The following is a 25,755-nucleotide window of genomic DNA, read 5'->3' on the forward strand; positions in this document are numbered from 1 at the left end:
CAAGGACACTGCCATGACCCGCTCCTCCCTGCGTCTGACCACCCTGTGCGCCGGCCTGCTGCTGTCGGCCAGCGCCTTTGCCCTGTCGCTTGGCGACCTCAGCCAAAAGGACGCCACCGGTGGCCTGAAAGACGCACTGACCCAAGGCGCGCAACTGGCCGTCAAGCAGCTAAGCACGCCGGGCGGCTTCAGCAACAACCCGGACGTGCGTATCGAGCTGCCCGGCAACCTGGGCAAGGCGGCCAAGGCCATGAAAATGTTCGGCAAAGGCGAGCAGGTGGACGCGCTCGAAGCCGGCATGAACAAGGCCGCCGAAGCGGCTGTGCCGCAGGCCCAGGCCATTCTCGTCAACGCCGTGAGAAACATGACCGTGACCGATGCCAAGGGCATCCTTGGCGGCGGTCAGGATTCGGCGACCCAGTACCTGAACAAAAGCAGCCGTGAGCAGATCCGTGCCAAATTCCTGCCGATCGTCAAGCACGCGACCGACCAGGTCGGCGTGGCCCAGCAGTACAACGCTTTTGCCGCACAGGCCAAAGGCCTGGGGCTGATCAAGAATGACGCCAACATCGAAAGCTACGTGACGGAAAAGGCCATGGACGGTTTGTTCGAGATGATCGCCAAACAGGAGCAGAGCATTCGGCAGAACCCTGCCCAGGCCGCCACGAGCCTGGCCAAGAAAGTGTTTGGCGCACTCTGATCGCACCCTGCGAGGGGCTCCTTCGTGAAGTGCGCCCCTTTTACATCGAAGCAACAAAGCCGCTAGTCGCTCTCCCTGACCTTGAACCAAGCGGCATACAACGCCGGGAGAAACAACAGGGTCAGGGCGGTAGCGACGATCAGCCCGCCCATGATCGCCACGGCCATTGGCCCGTAGAACACGCTGCGCGACAACGGGATCATGGCCAGCACAGCCGCCAAGGCGGTCAGCACGATAGGCCGGAAACGGCGCACGGTGGCTTCGACAATGGCTTGCCAGCGCACCAGCCCAGAGGCGATATCCTGCTCGATCTGGTCTACCAGAATGACCGAATTGCGCATGATCATGCCTGCCAGGGCGATGGTCCCCAGCATGGCGACGAACCCGAACGGCTGGTTGAACACCAGCAGGAACAGGGTCACGCCAATCAGGCCCAGCGGCGCCGTCATAAAGACCATGATCGTGCGCGAGAAACTGCGCAGCTGAATCATCAGCAGGCTCAACACGACCACGATGAACAACGGCATGCCGGCATTCACCGATTTCTGCCCCCGCTCGGCATCTTCCACCGTGCCGCCCACCTCCAGCAGGTAACCATCGGGCAACTTGGCCCGGATGCCCTGCAAGGTAGGCTGTACCTGCCCGACCACCGTGGCCGGCTGCACCTTGTCATAGATATCGGCGCGCACGGTCACCGTCGGCAAACGGTCGCGGTGCCAGATGATGCCTTCCTCGAAGCCGTAGGCCAGCGTGGCCACCTGTGACAGAGCCACGCTACGCCCGTTGTCCGTGGGCAGCGACAAGCTTGCAAGCTGACTCAGGTCGTTGCGTTCCTGTGAGGTGCCTCGCAGCAGGATTTCGATCAGTTCATCGTCTTCTCGGTACTGGCTGACCGCGGTGCCCGTCAGCGAGCTTTGCAGGAAACTGGACAACTGGCGGGTGCTGACGCCCAGGGCGCGGGCGCGGTCCTGATCGATTTCCACGAACACGGCCTTGCTGGGTTCTTCCCAGTCCAGGTGCACGTTGACCACATGGGGGTTCTCCCGCACCTTTTCTGCCACCTCCCGGGCCAGGGCGCGGGCCTGTTCGATATGCTCGCCTGTCACCCGAAACTGCACGGGGTAGCCCACCGGTGGACCGTTCTCCAGCCGAGTGATGCGCGCGCGCAGATCAGGGAACTGCTGCTCGACCGTGTTGATCAACCAACTGCGCAAGTTTTCGCGTGCCTGCATGGAGTCGGCCAGCACCACGAATTGGGCGAAGCTGGCGGCAGGCAGTTGCTGATCCAAGGGCAGATAAAAGCGCGGCGACCCTGAGCCGACATAGGCAACGTAGTTGACGATGCCCTGTTGCTGCTTGAGCAACTGCTCCAGTTGCCGGACTTTCTCGCCCGTGTTGACCAGCGATGCGCCTTCGGCAAGTTTAAGGTCGACCATCAGCTCAGGACGCCCAGAGGCCGGGAAGAACTGCTGCGGCACGAAGCGAAACAGGAACACGCTGCCCACGAACACGGCGATGGTCAGCACGATGACGGTCTTGCGGCGCCGTACGCACCATGTCACCACGCGGCGCACGCGCTGGTAGAAGGGCGTGGCATACGGGTCCGGTGCAGCCCGGCCGTTACCGTGGCGAGCGGCGTGTCGCTTGGCCAGGTCCGGCAGCAACCGCTCGCCCAGGTAGGGTACGAAGAGCACGGCGGCCACCCAGGAGGTGAGCAACGCAATGGTCACCACCTGGAAGATCGAACGTGTGTACTCGCCGGTGCTGGAGGCAGCCGTGGCAATGGGCAGAAACCCAGCTGCAGTGATCAGGGTGCCGGTCAGCATGGGGAAGGCCGTGCTGGTCCAGGCATAGCTTGCCGCTTTGAGGCGGTCCAAGCCCTGTTCCATCTTGATCGCCATTATCTCCACGGCAATGATGGCGTCATCGACCAGCAACCCCAGGGCGAGCACCAGCGCACCCAGCGAGATCTTGTGCAGGCCGATGCCAAAGTAGTACATGGCGGCGAAGGTCATGGCCAGCACCAGGGGGATGGCCAGGGCTACCACCAACCCCGTGCGCAGGCCTAGCGAAAAGAAACTGACCAACAGGACGATCACCAGTGCCTCGCACAGCACCTGGACGAATTCACCAACCCCTGCCTTCACCGCAGCGGGCTGGTCAGACACCTTGTGCAGCGACATGCCGGCCGGCAAGCCGCGGGCCAGGCGCTCGAATTCCGTTTCCAGGGCCTTGCCCAGGGTCAGGATGTCACCCCCGTCCCTCATCGACACCGCCAGGCCGATGGCGTCTTCGCCCATGAAGCGCATCCGTGGCGCAGGCGGATCGTTGTAGCCCCGGTACACGTGCGCCACATCGCCCAGGCGAAACGTGCGCTCCCCCACGCGCAGCGGCAACTGGCGAATCTGCTCGACACTGTCGAACCGCCCACTCACCCGCAGTTGCACACGCTCGCTGGGCGTTTCGAAGAACCCGGCCGTGCTTACCGCATTCTGCTCCTGCAACGCCTGCTGCACCGCCTGCAAGGGGATGCCTAGGGTGGCCAGCTTGACGTTGGACAGCTCGATCCAGATCTTTTCGTCCTGCAAACCGATCAGCTCGACCTTGCCCACATCCCTGACCCGCTGCAGCTGGATCTGAATACGGTCTGCATAGTCCTTGAGCACCGCGTAGTCGAAACCCGGCCCTGTCAGCGCATAGATGTTGCCGAACGTGGTGCCGAATTCATCGTTGAAGAACGGGCCCTGCACCTCGGGCGGGAGGGTGTGGCGGATGTCGGCGACCTTCTTGCGTATCTGGTACCACAATGTCGGGATATCGGCTGAGTGCAAGGAATCGCGGGCCATGAAGGTCACCTGCGATTCACCCGGGCGCGAGAACGAGACGATCTTTTCGTACTCGCCGGTTTCCATGAGCTTTTTCTCGATGCGCTCTGTGACCTGGCGCGACACTTCCTCAGCGGTGGCCCCGGGCCATAAGGTGCGGATGACCATGGCCTTGAAGGTGAAGGGCGGGTCTTCGCTCTGACCCAGCTTGGTGTAGGACAGCGCACCAACGCCTGCGAGCACTATCATCAGGAACAGCACGATCTGGCGGTTGCGCAGCGCCCAGGCAGAGAGGTTGAAACCCATCGTGAGTTACTCCTTGCCCGTCAGGGCGACGGCACGGTTGGCGCGGTCCACGGGTCGCACCTGCTGGCCTTCGCGCAGTACATGGCCGCCGGCTGCCACCACCCAGTCGTCAGCCGTAAGCCCCGCCAGCACAGGCACGCTGTCAGTACCGTAGGCGCCAAGCTGCACCGTGACCCGCTGCACACGGTGCTCGCCAGTGACCCGCCAGACGTACGCCTGGCCAGCTTCAGCCGTGACGGCCGACAGGGGAACCGACAGCGCCGCCTGACCTGGATGGGCGATGAACACCCTGGCGCTCTGACCCAGGGTCGCCGGCACGTCGGCGGAGGTAAAGGCAACCCGAGCCGCGTAGGTTCTGGAGCGAGGATCAGCGGCCGGCGACAGCTCGCGGATCCGCCCTTCGAAGCGCTGCCCCGGGTGCGACCACAGCTCCACGGTGACAGGCTGGCCCACGGCGAAGCGGGCGTATTGCTGCTCGGGAACGGCGATGGCCACTTCGCGCTCGCCGTCAGCTGCCAAGGTGAATACCGTCTGCCCCGCAGCGACGACTTGACCGACCTCGACCTGGCGCCTGGCTATCACCCCTGCCTGGGGCGCACGCAACACCGCGTAGTCTGCCTGGTTGCCGGCCACGTCGAACTCAGCCTTGGCCTGCTTGAGCCGAGCGATTCCAGCGCGGTAGAGGTTTTCGGCGTTGTCGTACTGAGAGTGGCTGATCATCTGCTTGTCGAGCAGTTTCTGGTAACGGTCACGCTCGGTGCGCACCAGCGCCAGGTTGGCCTCGGCACCGGCTACTTGCGCGCGGTTAGCCTCCAACTGAAGGCGCACATCCTGCGGGTCCAGTTCGGCCAGCGGCTGGTTGAGCTTGACCCGTTGGCCTTCTTCCACAAGCCGCTTGCTGACCTTGCCACCGATGCGAAAAGCCAGTTCCGGTTCCAGTCGCGCCCTGACTTCGCCTGGATAAGTATCCGCCACCGCCTCGGCTGGCTGCGGCTTAACCACCAATGCGGGGCGGACCACCGCAGGTGAGGCGGGTTCCTGATTACACGCCGTGAGCATCAACAAGACCACGGGCAGGGCAAGGCTGAGGGCACGGTGCAACATCGGGAATCCCTTCGCAAAATGCTGATCGAATATTTGAACCGGCCGGCATAGTAAGTCAGCCGTCAGAGCGCGGGAAGAGCGTCCCGAGTTTTTTTGGAGCGTTTTCACGGTATTGCGGTCAAGGACAGCGAGCCCAGCTCAAGCCGTATAAGATAGGCAACCTTCTAGGTAGATGCAGATCCCAATGTCCAATGACGTCTCCAGCGGCCCAGGCCGCCCAAAGGACCTTGCCAAGCGCCAGGCCATTCTCGAAGCGGCCAAGTCGTTGTTTCTGAGCCTGGGTTACGCAAGCACCAGCATGGATGCGGTCGCGGCAGCAGCAGGTGTATCGAAGCTTACGGTGTACAGCCACTTCACCGACAAGCAGACGCTTTTCTGCTCGGCGGTCATGGCCACCTGCCAGATCCAGCTGCCTGACCTGTTGTTCGAGTACCCCGAAGGTGTACCAGTAGAAGAGGTACTGCTGACAATTGCCCGTGGTTTCCAGGCACTGATCAGCAGTGACGAAGCGGTCAAGCTCAGCCGCCTGATCATGGCCCAGGGCAGCCTGGACCCGAGCTTTGGCGAATACTTTTACGAAGCCGGGCCCAAGCGCGTGCTGGCCGGAATGGAAGCGCTGCTGCGTGCGGCCCATGAGCGCGGGCTACTGCGCATAGACAACCCGCTGCGTGCGGCAGAGCACTTCTTCTGCCTGGTCAAGGGGGCACCGGATTACCGGTTATTGCTGGGGTGCGCAGCGCCGCTGGAGGAGGATGAGGCCGAGGTGCATGTACGCGAGGTGGTGGGGGTATTCTTGCGGGCATTCAAACCCTGAGGCGTAAACGGGCCTTTGTGTGCGGCCTTGTGTCGCGAAAAGGCCGTAGAGCCCCAGCAATATTCGCGACAACGCTGGAATCACGGGCTGCCTTGCAGCCCTTTCGCGATACAAGGCCGATCCTGCGCGGACCACGCTCGCCAATTGGCCAGAGCCTGTTTAACCAACACGCCCATGACTACTGGCATTATTGCCAGTAGTCAACCCTGAAACTCTTCAACAAGCTCGTATCCTCTACGACTATGAGCACACCCCCATGAAAGCGCGAACACTGAAGATCTTTTACAAAGGCAATAAGCTTTCGACTTTGTATACAGGCAGTACTCACCAGACAGTGCTCAGCGCCAATAGCCAGAACCTATGCGAAACGACAAGCCTACCTTCGCAAGCGAGCCTCCTGGCTACAGACGCACAATCGTCGACCGTCAACATTGTCTCAGAAAGCCAGACGACCATTAACTACGGCCCCTACGGCAATGACAGTAGCCCGCCTGACAATCCCTTGTTATCTCGATTCACAGGCCAGAGTTGGTTACCCGCCGCCATAGGCTACTTGCTGGGTAATGGTCACCGCCTGTTCAATCCAGAGCTGATGCGCTTTTACAGTGTGGACAGCTTGTCACCATTTGGAAAAGGGGGAATCAATGCTTACGCCTACTGCAGCAATGACCCGATTAACCGGTCGGACCCAAGTGGCCGATATACTTCGTTCTTCAAGTGGCGAAAAGGCGGATACTCGTATCAAAAGCTTTCACCCAAGCTATACACCCCCAACTCCAGCTTGTCCGCTAACGAACACATGGCGCTCGGCAAATCGCTAAAGAAACGCCTATCAGGTGCAAGGACTATGCTGAGTGATGCGACCGATCGGGGGCGCACAGAGAAGATCCAGCACGCAAATCATATTATCGAGAGGCTTGATAAAGAAAAAATGCTATACGACATGTATTCGGCTACACGCTCGTCAAAATGGCGATATACGCGGAACGAGGTGGCCGTCAGCCTGGCTCTGGTACCAGACTCCCAAACCCCGCCTCCAGGTCCAAGTTCAAGTCCAAGTCCAAGTCGCCGACCTTCCGTCGACTCCCAAGTTAGTCTCGCATTCTATGAGGAAAACGAGGATGCAATCATGGATGCACTACGGGAAGATCTCCGCAGACTTCGGGAATGATCACACTGGCCGATACATTTCCTTTTAAGCTTTCAACGCCTTCTTGGGGTAAATGTCATACCGGCTCGACTTGCCCTCCAGGCTATGGCTCGGCTTCGGCCCGTCGATGATCGGTGCCTTGCGCGGGCGCTTCACCACCACCCGGTGGCTGGCCAGCGCCAGGGCAGCTTCAAGCAGGGCCGGGGCATCCAGGTCATCACCCACCAAGGGCCGGAACACGCGCATTTCCTTTTTCACCAGAGCGCTCTTGTCGCGGTGCGGGAACATCGGGTCGAGGTAGATGACCTGTGGTGCCTCGCCTTCCCAGGCGCGCATACGCTCGATGGCGTTGCCGGCCAGCAGGCGCATGCGCCCGACAATCGGGCCCACCTCTTCATCCGCACGGGCGCGCGCCAGGCCATCTTCCAGCAACGCGGCGATCAGCGGCTGGCGCTCGATCAGGGTTATCTGGCAGCCCAGGCTGGCCAGCACGAACGCATCCTTGCCCAGCCCCGCCGTGGCATCCAGCACCTGCGGCCGTATGCCTTGGGCGATGCCCACCGCCTTGGCGATCATCTGCCCGTTGCCACCGCCAAACTGGCGCCGGTGCGCGGCCTGGCCTTCGACGAAGTCGACCCGCACCGGCCCCGGGGCCTGCGGCCCCAGCTGCTGGATCTGCAAGCCGTCAGCGCCGATCTGCACGGCGAAGCCGGCGCTCTCGTCCTGTAGCGGCAGGCCTAGGCGTTCAGCCCAACCCTTGGCCTGCTCCGCGTACTCAGCCGACATCGCCTCGACCCTGATACCCGCACCTTGCTCTTCCATCGTCTACACCTAAAAATCAAACCAAGCCTTAATGAATCAGCAGCCACGGCCGATACAGGCAATATCCCGCTATTCTGCCAGAGCACAACGCGCGCGACTGCCATGTCAGAAATTCTTCCTATCGGCTTGACCTACCTGTCGCCTGTCGACAACTACAGTCAGCACAATACCCAGGCACTGGGGGGCGTCAGCCACCTGTGGCAGGATTTCTTCGCCCGGGCAATGGCCGAGCAGCCTGAAACGTCCGTCGACAGCGTCAGCCAGTCATTCGTGCAGTACGACCAGGACAGCGGAGAACCTGTTGGCGGTGCGCGTGCCTTGGCGCTGATCGACGCACAACGCGCCTGCCCGGTGCAAGACACGGTGGTCGCGCCGCCCGAGCCGTTGTTCCTGCCCAAGGCCGAACTGGAGGCCAACCTGCTGCCGCCTGCCCCTGAGCCGTTCGGTGCGCTGGAAATGATCGAGCAGCAGCGCCAGCTCGATATCGACAACAGTTGGGTTCGGCCCGTGGTCGCCCGCCAGGGCCAACCGGTCGCCGAGCCGGGGCCCGGCCCTGCGCCACGGCCGCTGTTCCTGCCGATCGCCGAATTCGACAGCACCCTGCTGGACCCGGCCCCCGAACCGTTCGATGAGCCGACCCTGGCACGCCAGCAGCACGACCTGGCCTTCGACATGCACTGGGCGCGCCCAGTGGTGTTGAACAATGTGCGCGCCTACGCCTGAGGCTAACGGCACACCTGCCAACGGCCCATGTCCACGTGAAAGTGATCGCGGTGCGCGGCGTTGTACTCCGGCCCCAGAACCGTGCTGAAGTGCTCGCACGCTGCCTGACGTACCTCACGCAGGAACACCGCCTTGTCCCCGCTCCCCTGCCAGTCGCGCGCCAGGACAATACGTTGGCCGTCGCGCAGACGAAACCCGGCAATGTCCAGAGCGTTGGCGCTGGCATGCTGGCTCAAGCGCCCTGCCTTGCGGTTGTAGACGTTGCGGCAGGCAAAGCTGCCCAGGTGATCGACCTGCACCACCGGCTGGCCCAGCACGCGCTGAGCCACCGGCTGCAGGCCATGGCGCTCGAACAAGGCGTAGGCGACCGCCAGTGGGCAACTGGCCAGGAAACTGCTGCTCAGGCGGGCTTGGCCACCCTCGATACGCCAGACATTGCTCAGCGGGCATTTGGCCGAAGCAGGGCTGTCAGCCTGCGCCCGGTAGCGCAGTTGACTGCTCTGAAGCGCCTGCTGGCAAAGCGCCGGGTCGTCGCGTAGGCGCTTGAGCTTGAAGCCAGTCAGCCAGTTGGGTGGCTGGCTAACGTCCAAGGGGGCCAGCGGGTTCCACTGCGCAGGCGGGCGCCAGCCCAGGTGCCACGCCTGGCCGGCCGCCAGCACCAGTACGCCCAGAAGCGCCAGAACGACCTTCATCCGCGACGGAACAGGTCATTGAGCTGGTCGAACGGCAAGGCCTCTTCGGCGTAGCCGAAAGTACCCTGCTCACGGATTTCCTGCGCTGCACGCTGCAAGGCGCCAAAGGCCACACGCGCCATCGACGAACCCACGCTGATGCGCCGTACACCCAGGTCCTGAAGCTGGTTGACGCACAACGGCACCCCCGCCATGCCCATCAGCACGTTCACCAGGCGCGGGGCCAGCGCCTGCACCACTGCCCGCACTTCCTCGGCCGTACGCAGGCCAGGGGCGTAAGCACGTCGGCGCCCGCCTCGGCGAACGCTTGCAGGCGCTCGATGGTGTCGTCCAGGTCCTGGCGACCGTGCAGCAGGTTTTCCGCGCGCGCGCACAAAGTGAAGGGAAACGGCAGGCTGCGCGCCGCCTGCACGGCAGCACGGACACGCTCCACCGCAAGGCCCCGTTCATAGATGGGCGTCGCGGCGCGGCCACTGGCGTCCTCGATGGAGCCACCGACCAGCCCCGCCTCTGCAGCGCGCAGGATGGCCTGGGCGCAATCCTCGGGCGAATCCCCGAAGCCGTTCTCAAGGTCCGCAGCGACCGGCAACGCGGTGGCGTCGACGATTACCCCTGCGTTGTCCAGCACGTCATCGAGGCTCAGCGCCCCTTCGGCATCCGGCCGACCCAGGCTGAAGGCAAGCCCGGCGCTGGTGCTGGCCAAGGCCTCGAAACCCAGGCTGGCCAGCAGCTTGGCTGAACCGGCGTCCCAAGGGTTGGGCATGACGAAGACGCCAGCGCGTTGATGCAAGGCCTTGAAGGCTTCGGCTCGCAGGGTTTGCACATCCATGATCAAGCACTCCGGCGGTCGGGAAAAAATCAAAGTAGGCCCAGCTGTTCGACCTCCGGCGCTCGCGGCAATTCCGGCAGTGCGGCCAGCCCGGGCAGGCGCTGCATGAGCCGCTGGTGGAAACGTTGCGCCAATGCGGCCGCCAGGCGGTTGTCAGCCGTATGCAAGAAGATGTAAGGGCTGCGCCCCTCCTCGATCCATGCGGCCAGCTTGTCCACCCAAGGGGTGAGGAAGGGTTCGTTGTATTCAAGCGCCGGATGGCCGATGAAGCGCACCTGCGGATGCTGAGTGAAAGCAGCTGGTCGTGGTGGAACATTGGGTTTCTTGGACTGGGCGTGCACGATGGCAGGGTCCGTGGAAGTGCAGCTGAACAACGCTCTCGGGTCGAGACATACCCGCTCGACGCCCAACTTGGCCAGCAGCCGGTTGAGCGCGCGTTCTTCCTCACCTTTGGCGAAGAACGCCGGGTGACGCACTTCCACCGCCACGCTCACGCCCACCTGCTCCAGAAACTGGCTCAGCTCTTCCAGTCGCCCCGGCCCATACAAAGCGGGCAACTGCAGCCAGTAAGGAGACACGCGTGCCCCGAGCGGCGCCATCAGGCGAATGAAGTCAAAGGCAGGTTCGAGATGGTCGCGCAGGTCGCCACCGTGGCTGATGTCGCGGGGGAACTTGGCCGTGAAGCGAAAATGCGCCGGCATCGTTGCCGCCCACCGGGCCACCGTGGCAGGTGATGGCCTGGCATAGAACGTTGTGTTGCCTTCGACGGCATTGAATACCTGGCTGTACAGCCCAAGCATCTGCGCGGCGCTGGCGTCAGCACGGTACAGGTACTCACGCCAGGCGTTTTCGCTCCACGACGGGCAACCAATGAAATAGGGGATGGACGGCAGGCTCATCCGTCAAATGTACAGGTCGAGCCCCAGTACTTCCATGTCCCAGTCAGTAAAGCCTGCTGTGCTCAGGTAACTGGCAAGGGCCGAGGCGGTGCGCCGGTCACGGGCGCGGGGGAACACCATGTCTTGCTGACGGGCTGGCAGCGTGCTGGCACGGCGACGAGCAGCAGGCTCCTGAGGTGCCATGGCAGCCTCTTCTACCAGTTCGACATCATCGGCCACGTCATCATGCACGGCCGCCTTGCGCGGCGTACGCTTGATCGGAAAGGACTGTGATGAGAAACCGTCGACACGCATGGCATGAGCACCCGGGACCAATGATGGCAATTTAGCAGCATTGATGGCCCGCCGCTAACGCTCGATTGAGAACTTGACCACAGTTTGTGCAAAAGGTTGTAGCACTATCGAGAGCGCCCGACGAACAGCCTCACTGTTTTTTGGGCGTGGCCACGTTGTCACGCAGGTAGATCGGCTGGGCCTGCTCGGCTGCGATGGCCTCACCCCGATCCCAGGCAAAGCGGGCCAGGCTCAGTACATCAAGGGCGCTGGGCAAGGCAGAGGGGTCGCTTGCGCCAACAGTGACCGCCAGGCGCTCGGCATAGCCCCAGCCCGTGCCTGCCCCAAACCAAAGTCCTTGTGCCCCGGCTGGCAACGCCACGCGTTCAGGTGGCAGTACCGCTTCATCGCCTTGCAGGCGCATTTCCCCCGCTACGGCCTGATAGCAGCCCCAGTACACCTCGTCCATACGCGCGTCGATGGCGGCGGCCACTTGCTGGGCACCCTGTTGACGCAATGCGCCCTGGGCCAGCGCGGCGAGGTTGGACACCGGCAATACGGGCCGCTCCAGGGCGAAAGCCAGCCCTTGTACCACGCCGATGGCAATGCGCACGCCAGTGAACGCACCCGGGCCACGGCCGAACGCAATGGCATCGACCGTGCCCAGGGCGACGCCGGATTCGGCCAGCAGCTGCTTGATCATCGGCAGCAACTTCTGGGCATGCATGCGCGGGATCACCTCGTAGTGGCTGGTTACCTCGCCGTTATGCAGCAGTGCAACGGAACAGGCTTCGGTAGCGGTATCCAGGGCCAACAAGGTGGTCATCGAACAGGTATCCAGGTGTGAGTGGAAAAAAGCGGGAGTATAGAGCAGCGGCGCCTTCGTGTCCCAAACCCCCTCCGTGTGGGCCGCCAGGGATACCACAGCATCGCACGAGGCCAAAAACGACGACGGCCCGCAAGCGGGCCGTCGTTCAATGACAACGTGCCGATCAGCTCAGCGCGGCCAGCACCTTGGCAGTAATCGCCTCCACCGAGCCCACACCTTCGATGTGGCTGTACTTGGGCTTGCCACCGTTGGCAGCCGACAGCTTCTGGTAGAAGTCCACCAGTGGCTTGGTCTGGCTGTGGTAGACCGACAGGCGATGGCGAACGGTTTCTTCCTTGTCGTCATCGCGCTGGATCAGGTCTTCGCCGGTGGCATCGTCCTTGCCATCGACCTTCGGCGGGTTGTACTGGATATGGTAGGTACGGCCCGAGGCCAGGTGCACACGGCGGCCTGCCATGCGGCCAACGATTTCTTCGTCGTCCACGGCGATCTCGACCACGGCATCGATATCCACGCCTGCAGCGACCATGGCCTCTGCCTGCGGGATGGTGCGCGGGAACCCGTCGAACAGGCAACCGTTGGCGCAATCAGGCTGGGCGATGCGCTCTTTGACCAAGCTGATGATCAACTCGTCGGAGACCAGCTGGCCGGCATCCATGACTTTTTTCAGCTCAAGGCCCAGGGGCGTGCCGGCCTTGACCGCAGCACGCAGCATGTCACCAGTGGAGATCTGTGGAATACCGAACTTTTCGGTGATGAACTTTGCCTGAGTACCTTTACCGGCCCCGGGAGCTCCCAGCAGAATTACGCGCATCTTGTGCTCCTCAAATTTTTGTATGCAATTCAATGGATTCGGCAACCAGGGCCAAGTCCGGAAATTCGGTATGACCATGAATCGGTCAGAAGGCTGCTCAAGATACACAGCGCCTGCCAGCCCGACAAGCGTCCCAAAGTTGCATGAATGCACCACTTCAGGTCGAGCGGGCAAGTGGTTGCGCCCAGCGCAACCCCCGTACCGCAGCTGTTCGGTGCCCCCCTGCGCCGTTCTGGAGCAGACCTGCCCCCTCCCCTCAACCGGTGTTGCGCAGCCCTGCGGCAATACCGGCGATGGTCACCAGCAATGCCTGCTCCAGCGGGCTGTCCAGAGCGGCCTGGCGGTTACGCGAACGGGCCAGCAGTTCTGCCTGTAGCCGATGCAGCGGGTCCAGGTACGTGTTGCGCAGGCGGATGAATTCCAGCGTTTCAGGGCTATGCGCCAGTAGCACCTGCTGCCCAGTCAGGTTCAGCACCACCTGGCACGACTGCGACAATAGGTCGCGCAGTTGCGCACCTAAAGGCAGCAGGTGCGGTTGCACCAGACGTTGGTCGTAGGCCTCTGCAATTTGTGCATCGGCTTTGGCCAGGACCATCTCCAGCATGTCGATGCGCGTGCGGAAAAACGGCCAATGCTCGCGCATCTGCGCAAGCAACGGGCCCTGCCCGGCGGCCAGCGCATTGCTCAGTGCCGTTTCCCAACCCAGCCAGGCTGGCAGCATCAGTCGGGTCTGGGTCCAGCCGAAGATCCAGGGTATGGCGCGCAGGCTTTCGATACCGCCGGCACGTCGCTTGGCCGGGCGACTGCCCAACGGCAGGCGCCCCAACTCCTGCTCGGGGGTCGACTGGCGGAAGTACTCGACGAAATCCGGGTGCTCACGCACCACGTCGCGGTAAGCCTTGACCCCATCGGCAGCCATCTGGTCCATGAGGTCGCGCCACGCCGGCTGCGGGGGCGGCGGTGGCAGCAGCGTGGCTTCGAGCACGGCGGCCAGGTAGAGGTTGAGGTTCTGCTCGGCTATGCCGGGCAAGCCGAATTTGAAGCGGATCATCTCCCCTTGTTCGGTGGTGCGGAATCGCCCCGCCACCGAACCCGGAGGTTGCGACAAAATGGCGGCGTGAGCCGGGCCGCCGCCGCGCCCCACCGTACCGCCCCGGCCATGGAACAATAGCAACTCGACCTGGTGCTCGGCGCAAATGCGCACCAGGCTTTCCTGCGCGCGGTATTGGGCCCAGGCAGCGGCCGTGGTGCCCGCATCCTTGGCCGAGTCGGAGTAGCCGATCATGACCTCCTGAGGGCCGTGCAGCCCGGCGCGATAACTGGGCAGCGCCAACAGCCGCTGCATCACAGGGCCCGCGTTATCCAGGTCGGCCAGGGTTTCGAACAGCGGCACCACCCGCATCGGGCGGGCCAGGCCGGTCTCCTTGAGCAGCAATTGCACCGCCAGCACGTCCGACGCGGCACCTGCCATTGAAATCACATACGAGCCCAGCGAGGCGCCTGGCGCAGCGGCGATTTCCCGGCAGGTGGCCAGAACCTCGGCCGTCTCGTCCTGAGGCTCGAAGTGGGCTGGCAGCAGTGGCCTGCGGTTGGCCAGCTCCTGTTGCAGGAAGCCGATACGCTGTTCCTCATCCCAGTCGGCATACCGGCCCATGCCCAGGTACTCGGTGATTTCGCTCAACGCATCACGGTGGCGCGCGGCATCCTGGCGCACGTCCAGCCTGACCAGGAACAGGCCGAAGGTCACGGCCCGGCGCAGGCAGTCCAGCAGCGGGCCATCGGCAATGATGCCCATGCCGCAGTCATGCAGCGACTGGTGACACAACTGCAACGGTGCAACCAGCTCGCGGTTGTCCACCAGCACGTCAGGCCCAGGCGGTACGCTGGCAGACAGAGCCGAATGCGCCCAACTGCGTGTTGCCCGCAAGCGGTCGCGCAGTTGCTTGAGCAGCGCACGGTAAGGCTCCGGACTGTCGCCCACGTGCTCGCGCAAGGCAGCACTGGCCTGTTGCATGGAAAGTTCTGCCGCCAGTGCATCGATGTCGCGCAGGAACAGGTCCGCTGCCATCCAGCGCGCCAGCAGCAGGACTTCTCGGGTGACCTTGGCGGTGACATTGGGGTTGCCGTCCCGGTCACCGCCCATCCACGAAGCGAAGCGGATGGGGGCTGCCGTCAGTGGCAGACGCTGGCCGGTCGCCTCGTGCAAGGCATGATCGACTTTGCGCAGGTGGTTGGGGATGGCCTGCCACAACGAGTGCTCGATCACGGCGAAGCCCCACTTGGCCTCATCCACGGGCGTTGGGCGCGTACGGCGTATCTCTTCGGTATGCCAGGCCTCGGCAATGAGACGGCGCAAGCGCTCGCGGATTTGCGCGGTTTCGGCAGGCGTCAGGTCGCGATGATCCTGGGCGGCCAGCTGGGCGGCGATGGCGTCGTACTTCTGGATCAGGGTACGTCGCGAGACTTCGGTAGGGTGCGCGGTGAGCACCAGCTGGATATCCAGGTCAGCCAGCTGCTGCGCCAGGGCCTGATCGTCATGGCCGGCCTGCTTGAGGCGGGCCAGCAGCTCAGGCAGCACGCGCGCCTCGAAAGGCTCGGGCTGATCGGCATCGCGACGCCGTATCAGCTGGTATTGCTCGGCCATGTTGGCCAGGTTGAGGAACTGGTTGAACGCCCTGGCCACCGGCAACAGCTCATCATCATCCAAGTCACCCAGGGTCGAGCTGAGTTCTTCGCCTGAACTGCGTCGATCAGCTTTCGCACTGTGGCGAATGTCCTCGATCTTCTGCAAAAACTCATCGCCATATTGATGACGAACAGTCTCGCCTAGCAGCTCTCCCAGCACATGGACATCTTCACGCAAACGCACATCGATATCGGTCATTGGCCCTCTCCGTGGCGCAGCTCGAGCGCCTGGCATGCCTTGTTAGGCTCATCGCGCCGCCTATGAGGCCGCGACCTCTTGCCAGAGTGCCAAGAGCAAGGCGGCGATGGCAAGCCATGCGCAGCCAAAGCAAACTAATGTTGATGGTCACCACTCTCATGCCTTGCATGCCCTAGCAGGCGCTAACAGAGGTCATCATGAAAATTCGTGAACTCGCCCAGCACTGGGAACAGAACGCGGCCGGCACCCTCAGCCGTACCGAACATGTGTTGCACCTTGATCTGGAGTCCGAAGCGCGCCTGGCGGCGCTCATCGACATGTACCCCAAGCGCACTGCCGAAGCGCTGCTTGGCGAATTGGTCGGAGCGGCGCTGGAGGAGCTGGAGGCAAGCTTCCCCTACGTGCAGGGGCATCAGGTCATCGCCACCGATGAGGAAGGCGATCCCCTGTACGAGGACGTAGGGCCCACACCTCGTTTTCTCGCCCTTTCACGTCAGCATCTGCATGCCCTGACTGAAGCTGAGAACGATGAGAAATGATCTTCGCATGGCCACGATTTCGGGTGCCGATCAGGACCAAAACCGCTTGGGCGGGCAAAAGTTCCGCTGGATTGCAGCTGACCGATTAGTCAGAAAGAGTTACTCGTAATCTGGACTTTTTACTGAACTATTCGAAAATTCTTCCAGTCGGAGCCAATAGCCATCACGCTAAAACCCTGCACACCGGTACTTGTGCGCCATCGAGCTCAAGCGCATGAAAACGGTCCGGGGGATGAGCGATGGACTGCTACGGACATCGTCATTATCAGGAGTGATCCAATGGAGCTGACCACCATGAAAACCCGCACTGTCAAACCTTCATCCACTTACGTGCGCGGGTTCAAGCTGGCCGCGCTGGCCCTGGGCAGTAGCCTGGTCCTGGCTGGCTGTGCAGGCAACCCGCCTACCGAACAGTACGCCGTGACCCAGTCCGCCGTGAACTCTGCCGTCAGCGCAGGCGGCACTGAGTACGCTGCTGTCGAAATGAAAGCCGCTCAGGACAAGTTCAAGCAGGCCGAAATCGCCATGCATGACAAGAAGTACGACGAAGCCAAGCGTCTGGCCGAACAGGCCGAATGGGACGCGCGTCTCGCCGAACGTAAGGCCCAGGCGGCCAAGGCCCAGAAGGCCGTACAGGACGCCCGTCAAGGCGCCCAGGACGTACGTGAGGAAGGCCTGCGCAGCGCTCAGTGAGCCCTGCCCTGTCTCCCTTAGCCTTCGCACTCGATCAAAGGATGAACACTATGCGCAAACACGTCATGATTCCCGCCCTCCTGGCCCTGAGCGTCGGTCTCGCTGCCTGCTCGCACGACCCGAACGCCAACCTGGAAGCGGCTCGCACCAACTTCTCGTCCCTGCAGAGCGATCCGCAGGCCAGCAAAGTGGCTGCCCTTGAAACCAAGGACGCCCAGGACTGGCTGAACAAGGCCGACAAGGCCTACATGGACCGTGAAGACGAGCAGAAGGTCGACCAACTGGCCTACCTGACCAACCAGCGCGTTGAAGTGGCCAAGCAGACCATCGCCCTGCGCACTGCCGAAGGCGACCTGAAAAACGCCGCCGCGCTGCGCGCGCAGGCCAAGCTGGACGCCCGTGACGCCCAGATCGCCAAGCTGCAGCAGAGCCTGAACGCCAAGCAGACCGACCGCGGCACCCTGGTGACCTTCGGCGACGTGCTGTTCGACTTCAACAAGGCTGAGCTCAAGAGCAATGCCTACCCGAACATCACCAAGCTGGCTCAGTTCCTTCAGGAAAACCCTGAACGCAAGGTGATCGTCGAGGGTTACACCGACAGCGTCGGCTCGGCCAGCTACAACCAGTCCCTGTCCGAGCGTCGCGCTGGCAGCGTGCGCATGGCACTGGTCCGCGCCGGTGTAGACCCAGCTCGCATCGTTGCCCAAGGCTACGGCAAGGAGTATCCGGTAGCGGATAACTCCAGCAACTCGGGCCGCGCGCAAAACCGTCGCGTGGAAGTCACCATCTCCAACGACAACCAGCCTGTTGCACCGCGTTCTTCGATGAAGTAACGCAGCACGGCAGGACGAAGAACCCCGCGCTGGAGCGTCCCTCCAGCGCGGGGTTCTTTTTTGCTGCTACCGGTTAGCCACGAAGACCTATCGCACCTGCTGCGGCGTATCTGCGCCCACACAGCGCACGGCGCGCTTACGACTGTCGACCAGCACGCCACTGAGGCCTTTTTGCTGGGTGTCGAACAGGACCAGCACACCCTCGGCGCATTGGGCCACCTGCGCTGCCGGCTCCAATGACACCTTGTAGTCTTCGCCCGGTACCGTTTTGAGCATGGTGAAGTCTTGGAGCAACAAGGCATCCTCAGGCTTGGCGAAGTGCAGGTAACCGTAGTACCACAGGGCTCCCACCGTCACGATGATGCTGCCGACTCCCGTCAGGATCAGCGGTATGGCGTTGCGTTCTTCGCTCATTGCGGGCTCTTCTCGTCATAGGCATTGGGCACTTCGGCAAGCCGCCGCAGGCCGGTGAAATGGCTGGGATCATCCAGAAAACGCAGCATCACTTCGCGCCAGGTGGGGTCGGCGAACGTCTGCACGTGCCCACCTCGGGTCAACTGCAGCACTCGAGGCGGCGGCGCCTGCTGATACAGGCGGATGACATTGTTCATCGGCACCAGGTCGTCATCGATGCTGTGGAAGAAGAGCTTGGGCGGGCTGGTCAGCTGCCCGACGGACTCGACGGCGCTATCGGCATCGGGCACCAGCCAGGACAAGGGCACCTGAAGTGGCCAGGTCATCCACGAGGTACTCAAGGCGTACTGGCCCACCGCTCGGTAGCTGGCAGGAACGCCGTCGAACACCAGAGCGCTGAAGCGTTCGCGCTGCTCGGGATGGGCCGCCAGGTAGTGGATGGCCATGGCACCGCCCAGACTCTGCCCCAGCAACACCAGAGGCTTGCCCTTGACCTGCGGGGACTGATCGAGCCAGGCCATGGCGGCAGCGATATCCTGATAGACCTCAGGTAGCCGCGGCTTGCCCTCGGACAGTCCGTAGCCTCGGTAGTCGATCATCAGCACCTGGTAACCTTGCTCCGGCAACCAGTAGCTGCCGCCCAGGTGACCGGGCAGATTGCCCCCATTGCCGTGCAGGTGCAGCACCGTGCCCTTGACCGCCACACCTTGCTTGGCCGGCAGCCACCAGGCGTGCAGGCGCACACCGTCGGCGGCAACCAGGGTGACATCGCTGTAGGCGAGCCTGGCCCGCTCAGGCGTGAACGCCTGGCCTCGCTCAGGGTAGAACAGCAAGCCGCTGCACCCGCCCAGCAGCACCAGCAGCATGCCTGCCGTCAGCAGGCGCAGCCCGTTAAAGGATGTTCGCGTAGTCGGTTTCAATACGGTCCAGGCTCAGGTGGTTGAGGAAGTTGGAAAAGCACATCCAGGCCGACAAGGCGTTCAGGTCGCGGAATTGCTCAGGCAGGTACTTGGGCGGCTCCACCAGGCCCTCCTCGACGAGCTGGCGCAGGGTGCGCATGTCTTCGAGGGTGGTCTTGCCGCAGAACAGCAGCGGTATCTGCTCCAGCTTGCCCTTCTTCACGGCCAACTGAATGTAGTTGTAAACCATGATGAAGCCCTTGAGGTAGGACAAGTCCTTGGTAAATGGCAAGCCATTGGGCACCGACCCACGGAATACCCGGCTGGCGTTGCTGTAGCTCTGCCCCATGTCGAAGCCCTGCTCTCGGAAGAACTGGTACACCTGCATGAAGTCTGCACCGTCCTCGACCATGTGTATGGCGCGGGTCCGGTTGGTCAGTTTGCGCAGGCGGCTGGGGTAGGAGGCGAAAGCGATGACTTCCATCAGGATGGCCAGGCCTTCCTGGGTCACCGTCGAGGAAGGCGGGCCCTTGGCCAGGAACGTACAGATGGGCTGGTTCAGGCCGTTGAGTGTGGTGCCCACATGCACCAGCCCCTCGTGGACTTCCAAGGCCCGTACATCACGCGCGTTGAACATGGCATCGGCACGCACCTTGATGTAGTCGGCACCGGCGGCGGCATCGGCCACGATGCCGTCGGACTCGAACACGCGGATGGTCCCTTCGGCTTCGCCGAACACCTTGTTCAACCGGCACTGGAGAATATCCACCGCTTGCTTGGCCGTCAGGTTCTTCGGCTCGTCCTTGAGGTCGCCGCGCCCATCGATGTTGTTCAGGTAGTCCGACAGCATCAGGCCAAGGTCGGCCAGGGTCGGGTCACCGGCATGGAAAACGTCGGAGGCAGCGCCGTACAGCTCCTGGGAAATCAGACCGAAATCTTCCGTGCCCCTGGCCTCGAGCATGCGCACTACCATGCGGTACTCGCGGCACATGCGTTTCATGATCTGCCCCACGGGGCTGAACTGGCCAAGCTGGCGGATGATGTCACGCTCGATGGCCTGGAACTCCGCTTTCACTGCGCTGGAGTCGAACCCAAGTGAGCGCGCCTGATAATAGCCGCGGTCCACGGCAGGCGGCACCTTGCCCTTGGCCTCGAAGAAGCCGCGGCGGATGCCATCGTCCCACTTGACTGCATCGAGCACGCGAATCGGCGTTTGCGCGGCCACGATACGGTCGGACAGGGCGCGAATGGTTTGCTGGTACTCGTCCACAAAGAAATCCTTATCGGCCGTCAGGCCAAGCCATGTCCGCTCGTGTCGGGCCACTCAGGTGTCGAGCAGCCTGGGTGGGCGCGCGCCGTTGACGCACCCGCGAATCACCCGAGACCTGCCCTGTCACTTGCCAGCGCGTTTGAAACGCACCGCCTCCACGAACAGGTCCGAATTCGCGGGGTCGTTGAGGTAGGCCAGGACTCGCTCTGGCGGGCTGTCGACCAGCACACCCTCGCCGTTGTCCTGCGCCACTTCGGTGCTGTGCCCGCTCAATTCCTTGCTGCCCAAGGCCTGCTGCACTTGCTGCACATCGAGGTTATAGACCACCAGCTCCTTGCCATCGACGATATCGAAACCACCGATCACGTAGTTGCCCCCAAATTCGCCCGGCACCCGCGCCGACAGGTACCAGCGATTACCCTGCTGGGCCACGTTGAACACATAGGTTTGAGCAGATTTGCCCTTGGGTGTAGCTACCGCCTTGTAGGCCCCTGCGTCGGCACGCGTGATGACCAGCTTCAGCGGCTCGCCCCAGGCGTCCTTGGTGATCCAGCTGCCCACAAGCCCCCTGGGTGCCGAGGACTTGCCTGGCAGCGGTTCGGAAAACGTCACCAGACAACCGCCCAGCATCAGGAATGACAGCGTCAACAGCACCACACGCCAGGCTTTCATCAGGTTTTCTTCCTCGAAAAGGTCGGGCTCAATCCGACGCCAGCACCAACTGCAGGTATCGGGTAAGCATTGCCAGCATCGGCCCATCGGCCTGCGCCTCGGCGTGCTTGAGCAGGCCCTGATATTCCATCTGCTCGATAATCGCCGTCAACATCTGTGCATCCTGTTCCGGCTGCCGCGAGCCAACGACTTGCAGCAGCTGGCGCGTACCGTGCAGCAGAATCTGCTCGTGGGCACACACCAGCTCGGCCAGGCGCGGGCACAACAGCGCTTCCTGGCGAAACGCCTGCTCGGCCATCATGAAATCGCGGCGGGTGAGCAGTTGGCGCTGCACATAATCGGCCATCATGCGCGCCACTTCATCGGCCAGTTTTGCCCGTGCCTGGGGACTGCCGTCGCCCTGGGCCAGCAGTTGGCGCAGCACCGCTTCGGTGTTGAGCCAGAGCTTGGCCATGTAGGCGGCGCTGCGCTCGACGTACTGGGCGAACGTGTCGGTGAGTAGGTCCTCGATATCCTTGAAGTAGTAGGTGGTGGCCGACAGCGGTACCCCTGCCTCTGCGGCGACGGCACGGTGTCGCACGCCCCGAACGCCATCGCGCACTACGATGCGCATGGCGGCGTCCAGAATCAGTTGGCGGCGCTGTTCGCTGCCTTGCCGGGCCGTCTTGCGACCCTGGTAACGCACGCTTTCGGCAACGGCGGTGGCGATGCCGGCAGCCCCTTGTTGAGCCATGGCGGTTGTCATGGAGTACCTCATGTACGGTGTCTGGTCGGAGCATGCCCGTTCGCGTCCGATCTGGCCCCAGGCATTGGAATCGTAGGTTCACTTGGCCAGGGATTGAATCGCGAGCGGGCCGGTGATGACAACATAAAGCTTCGGGCAAGAAAAAGCCGCCTGAAAAGGCGGCTTTTTCGACTTCACTCAGGCCTGCGGACGCATGTGCGGGAACAGGATCACATCGCGGATCGATGGCGAGTTGGTCAGCAGCATCACCAGGCGGTCGATGCCGATGCCCTCGCCCGCCGTTGGCGGCATGCCATATTCCAGCGCGCGCACGAAATCGGCGTCGTAGTGCATGGCCTCGTCGTCACCGGCATCCTTCTCGGCCACCTGGGCCAGGAAGCGCTCGGCCTGGTCTTCGGCATCGTTGAGCTCGGAGTAGGCGTTGGCAATTTCGCGCCCGCCGATGAACAGTTCGAAACGGTCGGTCACCGCAGGGTTCTCGTCGTTGCGACGGGCCAGCGGCGAAACCTCGAACGGGTACTCGGTAATGAAGTGCGGCTGCTCCAGCTTGTGCTCGACCAGCTCTTCGAAAATCATCACCTGCAGCTTGCCCAGGCCTTCATGGCCCAGCACCTTGGCCCCTGCCTTGCGGGCGATGTCGCGGGCGCGGTCGACATCCTGCAGGTCGGCAGCGGTCAGCTCGGGGTTGTACTTGAGGATCGAGTCGAACACCGACAGGCGCACGAACGGCTCGCCGAAGTGGAAGACCTTGTCGCCGTACGGCACATCGGTAGAGCCCAGCACCAGCTGCGCCAGCTCGCGGAACAGTTCCTCGGTGAGGTCCATGTTGTCGCGGTAGTCGGCGTAGGCCTGGTAGAACTCAAGCATGGTGAACTCAGGGTTGTGGCGCGTCGAAACCCCTTCGTTGCGGAAGTTGCGGTTGATTTCGAAGACCTTCTCGAAGCCACCGACGACCAGACGCTTGAGGTACAGCTCAGGCGCGATACGCAGGAACATGGCCATGTCCAGGGCGTTGTGGTGGGTTTCGAACGGCTTGGCCGCTGCGCCGCCCGGGATGGTCTGCAACATCGGCGTCTCGACTTCGAGGAAGTCGCGTTCGATGAGGAACTTGCGAATGTGCGAGATGACCTGCGAGCGCACGCGGAAGGTGTGGCGTGTTTCTTCGTTGACCATCAGGTCGACGTAGCGCTGGCGGTAGCGCTGCTCGGTGTCGGTCAGGCCGTGGTGCTTGTCGGGCAGCGGGCGCAGCGACTTGGTCAGCAGGCGCACCTGGGTCATCTCGACGTACAAGTCACCCTTGCCCGAGCGGGCCAGGGTGCCCTCGGCGCTGATGATGTCGCCCAGGTCCCAGGTCTTGACCGCAGCCAGGGTTTCTTCGGGCAGGGTCTTGCGGTTGACATAGACCTGGATACGGCCGGTCATGTCCTGGATGACCATGAACGAGCCACGGTTGAGCATGATACGGCCCGCTACCTTGACCGGGATCGCGGCTGCTTCCAGCTCTTCCTTGGTCTTGTCCGCGTACTGTTTCTGCAGGTCGTTGCAGTAGCTGTCGCGACGGAAGTCGTTGGGGAAGGCATTGCCCTTGGCGCGTTCTGCGGCAAGCTTTTCCTTGCGCAGGGCGATCAGGGCGTTCTCTTCCTGTTGCAGGTCTTGCGATTCGGTCTTCAGGTCGCTCATGTCGTCTTTGTTTCCATCAGGTATTCGTTGCCCTTGGCGGGCAGGGCGCGCGCTACCGGCAAGGGGCCGGTGGCGCGGCGATAGGGTGTGGCTTACAGCCCCTGCTTGAGGCTCGCTTCCAGGTACTGGTCAAGGTCACCGTCCAGCACTTTCTGGCAATCGCTGCGTTCGACGCCGGTACGCAGGTCCTTGATGCGCGAGTCGTCCAGCACGTAGGAGCGGATCTGGTGGCCCCAGCCAATGTCCGACTTGCTGTCTTCCAGCGCCTGCGAGGCCGCATTGCGTTTCTGCATCTCCAGCTCGTACAACTTGGCCCGCAGCATTTTCATGGCGGTGTCCTTGTTGGCATGCTGGGAGCGTTCGTTCTGGCACGCCACCACGGTGTTGGTCGGCACGTGGGTGATACGCACTGCCGAGTCGGTGGTGTTGACGTGCTGGCCACCGGCGCCCGAGGAGCGGTAGGTATCGATGCGCAAGTCCGATGGGTTGATCTCGATTTCGACCTTGTCGTCGATTTCGGGCGAGACGAACACGGCCGAGAACGAGGTGTGGCGGCGGGCACCAGAGTCGAACGGGCTCTTGCGCACCAGGCGGTGCACGCCGATCTCGGTGCGCAGCCAGCCGAAGGCGTACTCGCCCTTGATGTGCACGGTGGCGCCCTTGATGCCAGCCACCTCGCCCTCGGAGAGTTCGATGATGGTAGCGTCGAAGCCACGCTTGTCGGCCCAGCGCAGGTACATGCGCAACAGGATGTTGGCCCAGTCCTGCGCCTCGGTCCCGCCGGAGCCGGCCTGGATGTCGAGGTAGGCGTTGTTCATGTCCATCTCGCCGCTGAACATGCGACGGAACTCGAGCTGGGCCAGGTGTTCTTCCAGGCCTTGCAGTTCGGTCACGACGTCGCCGACAGCGCCTTCGTCGCCCTCTTCGACGGCCATGTCCAGCAGGTCCTTGCAGTCAGCCAACCCGTTGGACAGTTTGTCCAGGGTCTCGACGACCTGCGCCAGCATGGACCGCTCACGGCCCAGGGCCTGGGCGTACTCAGGCTTGTTCCAGACGTTGGGGTCTTCCAGCTCGCGATTGACTTCGATCAGGCGGTCATGCTTGAGATCGTAGTCAAAGATACCCCCGAATGGACTGGGAGCGGTCGGAGAGGTCCTTGATGGTGTTCAGGATCGGTTGGATTTCCATGGGCAGGCTACTCGTGCGAATTCGGTGAAAAGCCTGCGAGTATAACCGAGTCGGCCGCGTGGCGGCAGACCCGCCTGACAGTCGTCGACGACCAGACGCCGGGTGCAGCCAGCCGAGAAAGGTGCACCCCTGCCCCGGCTTGCTAGGCGACACCCACTTGGTTGCGGCCACCGTTCTTGGCCTGGTACAGCCCCTTGTCCGCCGCCGAGATCAATTGCCGGCAGTGGCTGCCGATGGGCGGAACCTGCGTGGCCAAGCCCACGCTGACGGTCAGGTGCGACCCGGCAGACGGTGCCATGTGCTCGATCGCCAGGCCCAGCACGCTCTGGCGCAGTTTCTCGGCGACCAGCCTGGCGCCACCTGGGGAGGTGTTGGGCAACACCAGGGCAAACTCCTCGCCGCCATAGCGGGCCGGAAGGTCGCTGGGCCGCGAGCACGACCCACGGATGGCCTCTGCCACGCGCCGCAGCGCTTCGTCTCCGGCCAGGTGGCCAAAGGTATCGTTGTAGGCCTTGAAATAATCGACGTCGATCATCAACAACGACAACTGTTGCTGCTCGCGCATCGCCCGTCGCCACTCAAGCTCCAGGTACTCATCGAAATGGCGTCGATTGGACAGCCCCGTCAAGCCATCGGAGTTCATCAGCCGTTGCAGCATCAGGTTCGAATCGAGCAACTGCTGCTGGCTGACACGCAGGGCGCGGTAAGCCTCGTCGCGCTGCAGCAAGGTGAGGTAGGAGCGCGAGTGATAGCGAATGCGCGCCACCAGCTCGATGGTATCGGGCAGTTTGACCAGGTAATCGTTGGCCCCGGCCGCGAACGCGGCGCGCTTGACCAGCGGGTCTTCCTTGGTCGACAGCACGATGATCGGGATGTCCTGGGTGGCCGGGTTGCTGCGGTACTCACGCACCAGCGTCAGGCCATCGAGCCCAGGCATGATCAGGTCCTGCAGAATTACCGTGGGCTTGATGCGCATGGCCTGCTGCACCGCTTGGTGCGGGTCGGCGCAAAAATGAAAATCGATGTTGTCTTCATCGGCCAGGCCCCGCCGCACGGCTTCGCCGATCATGGCCTGATCGTCTACCAGCAGCACCATCGCCGAGTTTTCATCGGCGGCGGCGAACCCTTCGATGGGGAGCTCATTCATGGCTGGTCACC

At 62.8% G+C, this 25,755-nt stretch carries 24 protein-coding genes and 1 pseudogene; 7 read left to right on the plus strand and 18 right to left on the minus strand.

Annotation, left to right across the window (positions count from 1 at the left end; all coding sequences use genetic code 11):
• The first annotated feature begins 13 nt into the window (after positions 1 to 13).
• Complete coding sequence (locus tag ACF8R3_RS04755) at positions 14 to 700, plus strand: DUF4197 domain-containing protein (protein ID WP_058639534.1); 687 nt, start codon at positions 14 to 16, stop codon at positions 698 to 700.
• Positions 701 to 762: 62 nt separating this feature from the next.
• Here ACF8R3_RS04755 and ACF8R3_RS04760 read toward each other — a convergent pair whose 3' ends face one another.
• Together ACF8R3_RS04760 and ACF8R3_RS04765 are read right to left on the minus strand one after the other, a co-directional pair.
• Complete coding sequence (locus tag ACF8R3_RS04760) at positions 763 to 3,831, minus strand: efflux RND transporter permease subunit (RefSeq protein ID WP_197843874.1); 3,069 nt, start codon at positions 3,829 to 3,831, stop codon at positions 763 to 765.
• Between the two features lie 6 nt (positions 3,832 to 3,837).
• Positions 3,838 to 4,935, minus strand: coding sequence for an efflux RND transporter periplasmic adaptor subunit (locus tag ACF8R3_RS04765; RefSeq protein ID WP_196185613.1), 1,098 nt, complete (start codon positions 4,933 to 4,935; stop codon positions 3,838 to 3,840).
• A 172-nt stretch (positions 4,936 to 5,107) separates the two neighbouring features.
• On the opposite strand from ACF8R3_RS04765, the gene ACF8R3_RS04770 reads away from it, so the two are divergent.
• Together ACF8R3_RS04770 and ACF8R3_RS04775 are read left to right on the plus strand one after the other, a co-directional pair.
• Complete coding sequence (locus ACF8R3_RS04770) at positions 5,108 to 5,749, plus strand: TetR/AcrR family transcriptional regulator C-terminal domain-containing protein (protein WP_145256214.1); 642 nt, start codon at positions 5,108 to 5,110, stop codon at positions 5,747 to 5,749.
• Positions 5,750 to 6,005: 256 nt separating this feature from the next.
• Positions 6,006 to 6,920, plus strand: a complete 915-nt coding sequence (locus ACF8R3_RS04775; protein ID WP_078478996.1) for an RHS repeat-associated core domain-containing protein — start codon at positions 6,006 to 6,008, stop codon at positions 6,918 to 6,920.
• Positions 6,921 to 6,944: 24 nt separating this feature from the next.
• Here ACF8R3_RS04775 and ACF8R3_RS04780 read toward each other — a convergent pair whose 3' ends face one another.
• Positions 6,945 to 7,721 carry a class I SAM-dependent methyltransferase gene (locus ACF8R3_RS04780; RefSeq protein WP_058639538.1) on the minus strand — a complete coding sequence of 259 codons (777 nt, stop codon included), beginning with the start codon at positions 7,719 to 7,721 and terminating at the stop codon, positions 6,945 to 6,947.
• 102 nt (positions 7,722 to 7,823) lie between these two features.
• Here ACF8R3_RS04780 and ACF8R3_RS04785 point away from each other — a divergent pair, with 102 nt between their 5' ends.
• Complete coding sequence (locus ACF8R3_RS04785) at positions 7,824 to 8,444, plus strand: energy transducer TonB (RefSeq protein ID WP_196185612.1); 621 nt, start codon at positions 7,824 to 7,826, stop codon at positions 8,442 to 8,444.
• A 2-nt stretch (positions 8,445 to 8,446) separates the two neighbouring features.
• On the opposite strand, the gene ACF8R3_RS04790 is transcribed toward ACF8R3_RS04785, so the two are convergent.
• From ACF8R3_RS04790 to ppc, 7 genes and pseudogenes are all read right to left on the minus strand, one after another.
• Positions 8,447 to 9,136, minus strand: coding sequence for an extensin family protein (locus ACF8R3_RS04790; RefSeq protein WP_058639539.1), 690 nt, complete (start codon positions 9,134 to 9,136; stop codon positions 8,447 to 8,449).
• Positions 9,133 to 9,899 (minus strand): annotated as a pseudogene (locus tag ACF8R3_RS04795) (oxaloacetate decarboxylase). The gene ACF8R3_RS04790 and the pseudogene ACF8R3_RS04795 overlap by 4 nt, the downstream one beginning before the upstream one ends.
• A 95-nt stretch (positions 9,900 to 9,994) precedes the next feature.
• Positions 9,995 to 10,864 carry a DUF72 domain-containing protein gene (locus ACF8R3_RS04800; RefSeq protein WP_392515060.1) on the minus strand — a complete coding sequence of 290 codons (870 nt, stop codon included), beginning with the start codon at positions 10,862 to 10,864 and terminating at the stop codon, positions 9,995 to 9,997.
• 3 nt (positions 10,865 to 10,867) lie between these two features.
• Positions 10,868 to 11,158 carry a hypothetical protein gene (locus tag ACF8R3_RS04805; RefSeq protein ID WP_058639542.1) on the minus strand — a complete coding sequence of 97 codons (291 nt, stop codon included), beginning with the start codon at positions 11,156 to 11,158 and terminating at the stop codon, positions 10,868 to 10,870.
• Between the two features lie 130 nt (positions 11,159 to 11,288).
• Entirely contained in the window at positions 11,289 to 11,963 is a 675-nt protein-coding gene (gene tsaB / locus ACF8R3_RS04810; RefSeq protein ID WP_058639543.1) for a tRNA (adenosine(37)-N6)-threonylcarbamoyltransferase complex dimerization subunit type 1 TsaB, read from the minus strand.
• A gap of 166 nt (positions 11,964 to 12,129) precedes the next feature.
• Positions 12,130 to 12,780 (minus strand): adenylate kinase, encoded by a 651-nt coding sequence (gene adk, locus ACF8R3_RS04815; RefSeq protein ID WP_078478997.1) that lies wholly within the window; start codon positions 12,778 to 12,780, stop codon positions 12,130 to 12,132.
• A gap of 256 nt (positions 12,781 to 13,036) precedes the next feature.
• Entirely contained in the window at positions 13,037 to 15,664 is a 2,628-nt protein-coding gene (gene ppc, locus ACF8R3_RS04820) for a phosphoenolpyruvate carboxylase (protein WP_326383759.1), read from the minus strand.
• Between the two features lie 197 nt (positions 15,665 to 15,861).
• On the opposite strand from ppc, the gene ACF8R3_RS04825 reads away from it, so the two are divergent.
• The 3 genes from ACF8R3_RS04825 to ACF8R3_RS04835 all read left to right on the plus strand — a co-directional run bounded on the left by ACF8R3_RS04825 (position 15,862) and on the right by ACF8R3_RS04835 (position 17,729).
• Positions 15,862 to 16,203, plus strand: coding sequence for a hypothetical protein (locus ACF8R3_RS04825; protein ID WP_058639545.1), 342 nt, complete (start codon positions 15,862 to 15,864; stop codon positions 16,201 to 16,203).
• A gap of 279 nt (positions 16,204 to 16,482) precedes the next feature.
• Positions 16,483 to 16,896, plus strand: coding sequence for a DUF4398 domain-containing protein (locus tag ACF8R3_RS04830; protein WP_023534068.1), 414 nt, complete (start codon positions 16,483 to 16,485; stop codon positions 16,894 to 16,896).
• 50 nt (positions 16,897 to 16,946) lie between these two features.
• The gene (locus ACF8R3_RS04835) at positions 16,947 to 17,729 is read left to right on the plus strand and encodes an OmpA family protein (protein WP_058639546.1); all 783 of its coding nucleotides are present in this window, start codon (positions 16,947 to 16,949) and stop codon (positions 17,727 to 17,729) included.
• Positions 17,730 to 17,816: 87 nt separating this feature from the next.
• Here the strand turns inward: ACF8R3_RS04835 and ACF8R3_RS04840 are convergent, their stop codons facing one another.
• From ACF8R3_RS04840 to ACF8R3_RS04875, 8 genes are all read right to left on the minus strand, one after another.
• Positions 17,817 to 18,143, minus strand: a complete 327-nt coding sequence (locus tag ACF8R3_RS04840) for a hypothetical protein (RefSeq protein WP_058639547.1) — start codon at positions 18,141 to 18,143, stop codon at positions 17,817 to 17,819.
• Positions 18,140 to 19,063, minus strand: a complete 924-nt coding sequence (locus ACF8R3_RS04845; protein WP_058639548.1) for an alpha/beta hydrolase — start codon at positions 19,061 to 19,063, stop codon at positions 18,140 to 18,142. The genes ACF8R3_RS04840 and ACF8R3_RS04845 overlap by 4 nt, the downstream gene beginning before the upstream one ends.
• Positions 19,035 to 20,312 carry a flavohemoglobin expression-modulating QEGLA motif protein gene (locus ACF8R3_RS04850; RefSeq protein ID WP_392515063.1) on the minus strand — a complete coding sequence of 426 codons (1,278 nt, stop codon included), beginning with the start codon at positions 20,310 to 20,312 and terminating at the stop codon, positions 19,035 to 19,037. Before ACF8R3_RS04850 ends, ACF8R3_RS04845 begins: the two co-directional genes overlap by 29 nt.
• A 123-nt stretch (positions 20,313 to 20,435) precedes the next feature.
• On the minus strand, positions 20,436 to 20,984 hold the full coding sequence (locus tag ACF8R3_RS04855) for a hypothetical protein (RefSeq protein WP_058639550.1): 549 nt from the start codon (positions 20,982 to 20,984) through the stop codon (positions 20,436 to 20,438).
• A gap of 28 nt (positions 20,985 to 21,012) precedes the next feature.
• Positions 21,013 to 21,717 carry a TetR/AcrR family transcriptional regulator gene (locus ACF8R3_RS04860; protein WP_058639564.1) on the minus strand — a complete coding sequence of 235 codons (705 nt, stop codon included), beginning with the start codon at positions 21,715 to 21,717 and terminating at the stop codon, positions 21,013 to 21,015.
• Between the two features lie 189 nt (positions 21,718 to 21,906).
• Positions 21,907 to 23,409, minus strand: coding sequence for a lysine--tRNA ligase (gene lysS / locus ACF8R3_RS04865; RefSeq protein WP_058639551.1), 1,503 nt, complete (start codon positions 23,407 to 23,409; stop codon positions 21,907 to 21,909).
• A gap of 92 nt (positions 23,410 to 23,501) precedes the next feature.
• Positions 23,502 to 24,597 (minus strand): peptide chain release factor 2 gene (gene prfB, locus ACF8R3_RS04870; RefSeq protein ID WP_100852119.1). Its coding sequence is split into 2 segments (ribosomal slippage): positions 23,502 to 24,524 and positions 24,526 to 24,597, totalling 1,095 coding nucleotides; the frame shifts between segments, so codons are not numbered across the junction.
• A gap of 142 nt (positions 24,598 to 24,739) precedes the next feature.
• Positions 24,740 to 25,744 (minus strand): PleD family two-component system response regulator, encoded by a 1,005-nt coding sequence (locus tag ACF8R3_RS04875; RefSeq protein WP_058639552.1) that lies wholly within the window; start codon positions 25,742 to 25,744, stop codon positions 24,740 to 24,742.
• Positions 25,745 to 25,755 lie beyond the last annotated feature (11 nt).

Source organism: Pseudomonas sp. FYR_7 (assembly GCF_043106155.1).
Taxonomy (GTDB): domain Bacteria; phylum Pseudomonadota; class Gammaproteobacteria; order Pseudomonadales; family Pseudomonadaceae; genus Aquipseudomonas; species Aquipseudomonas parafulva_B.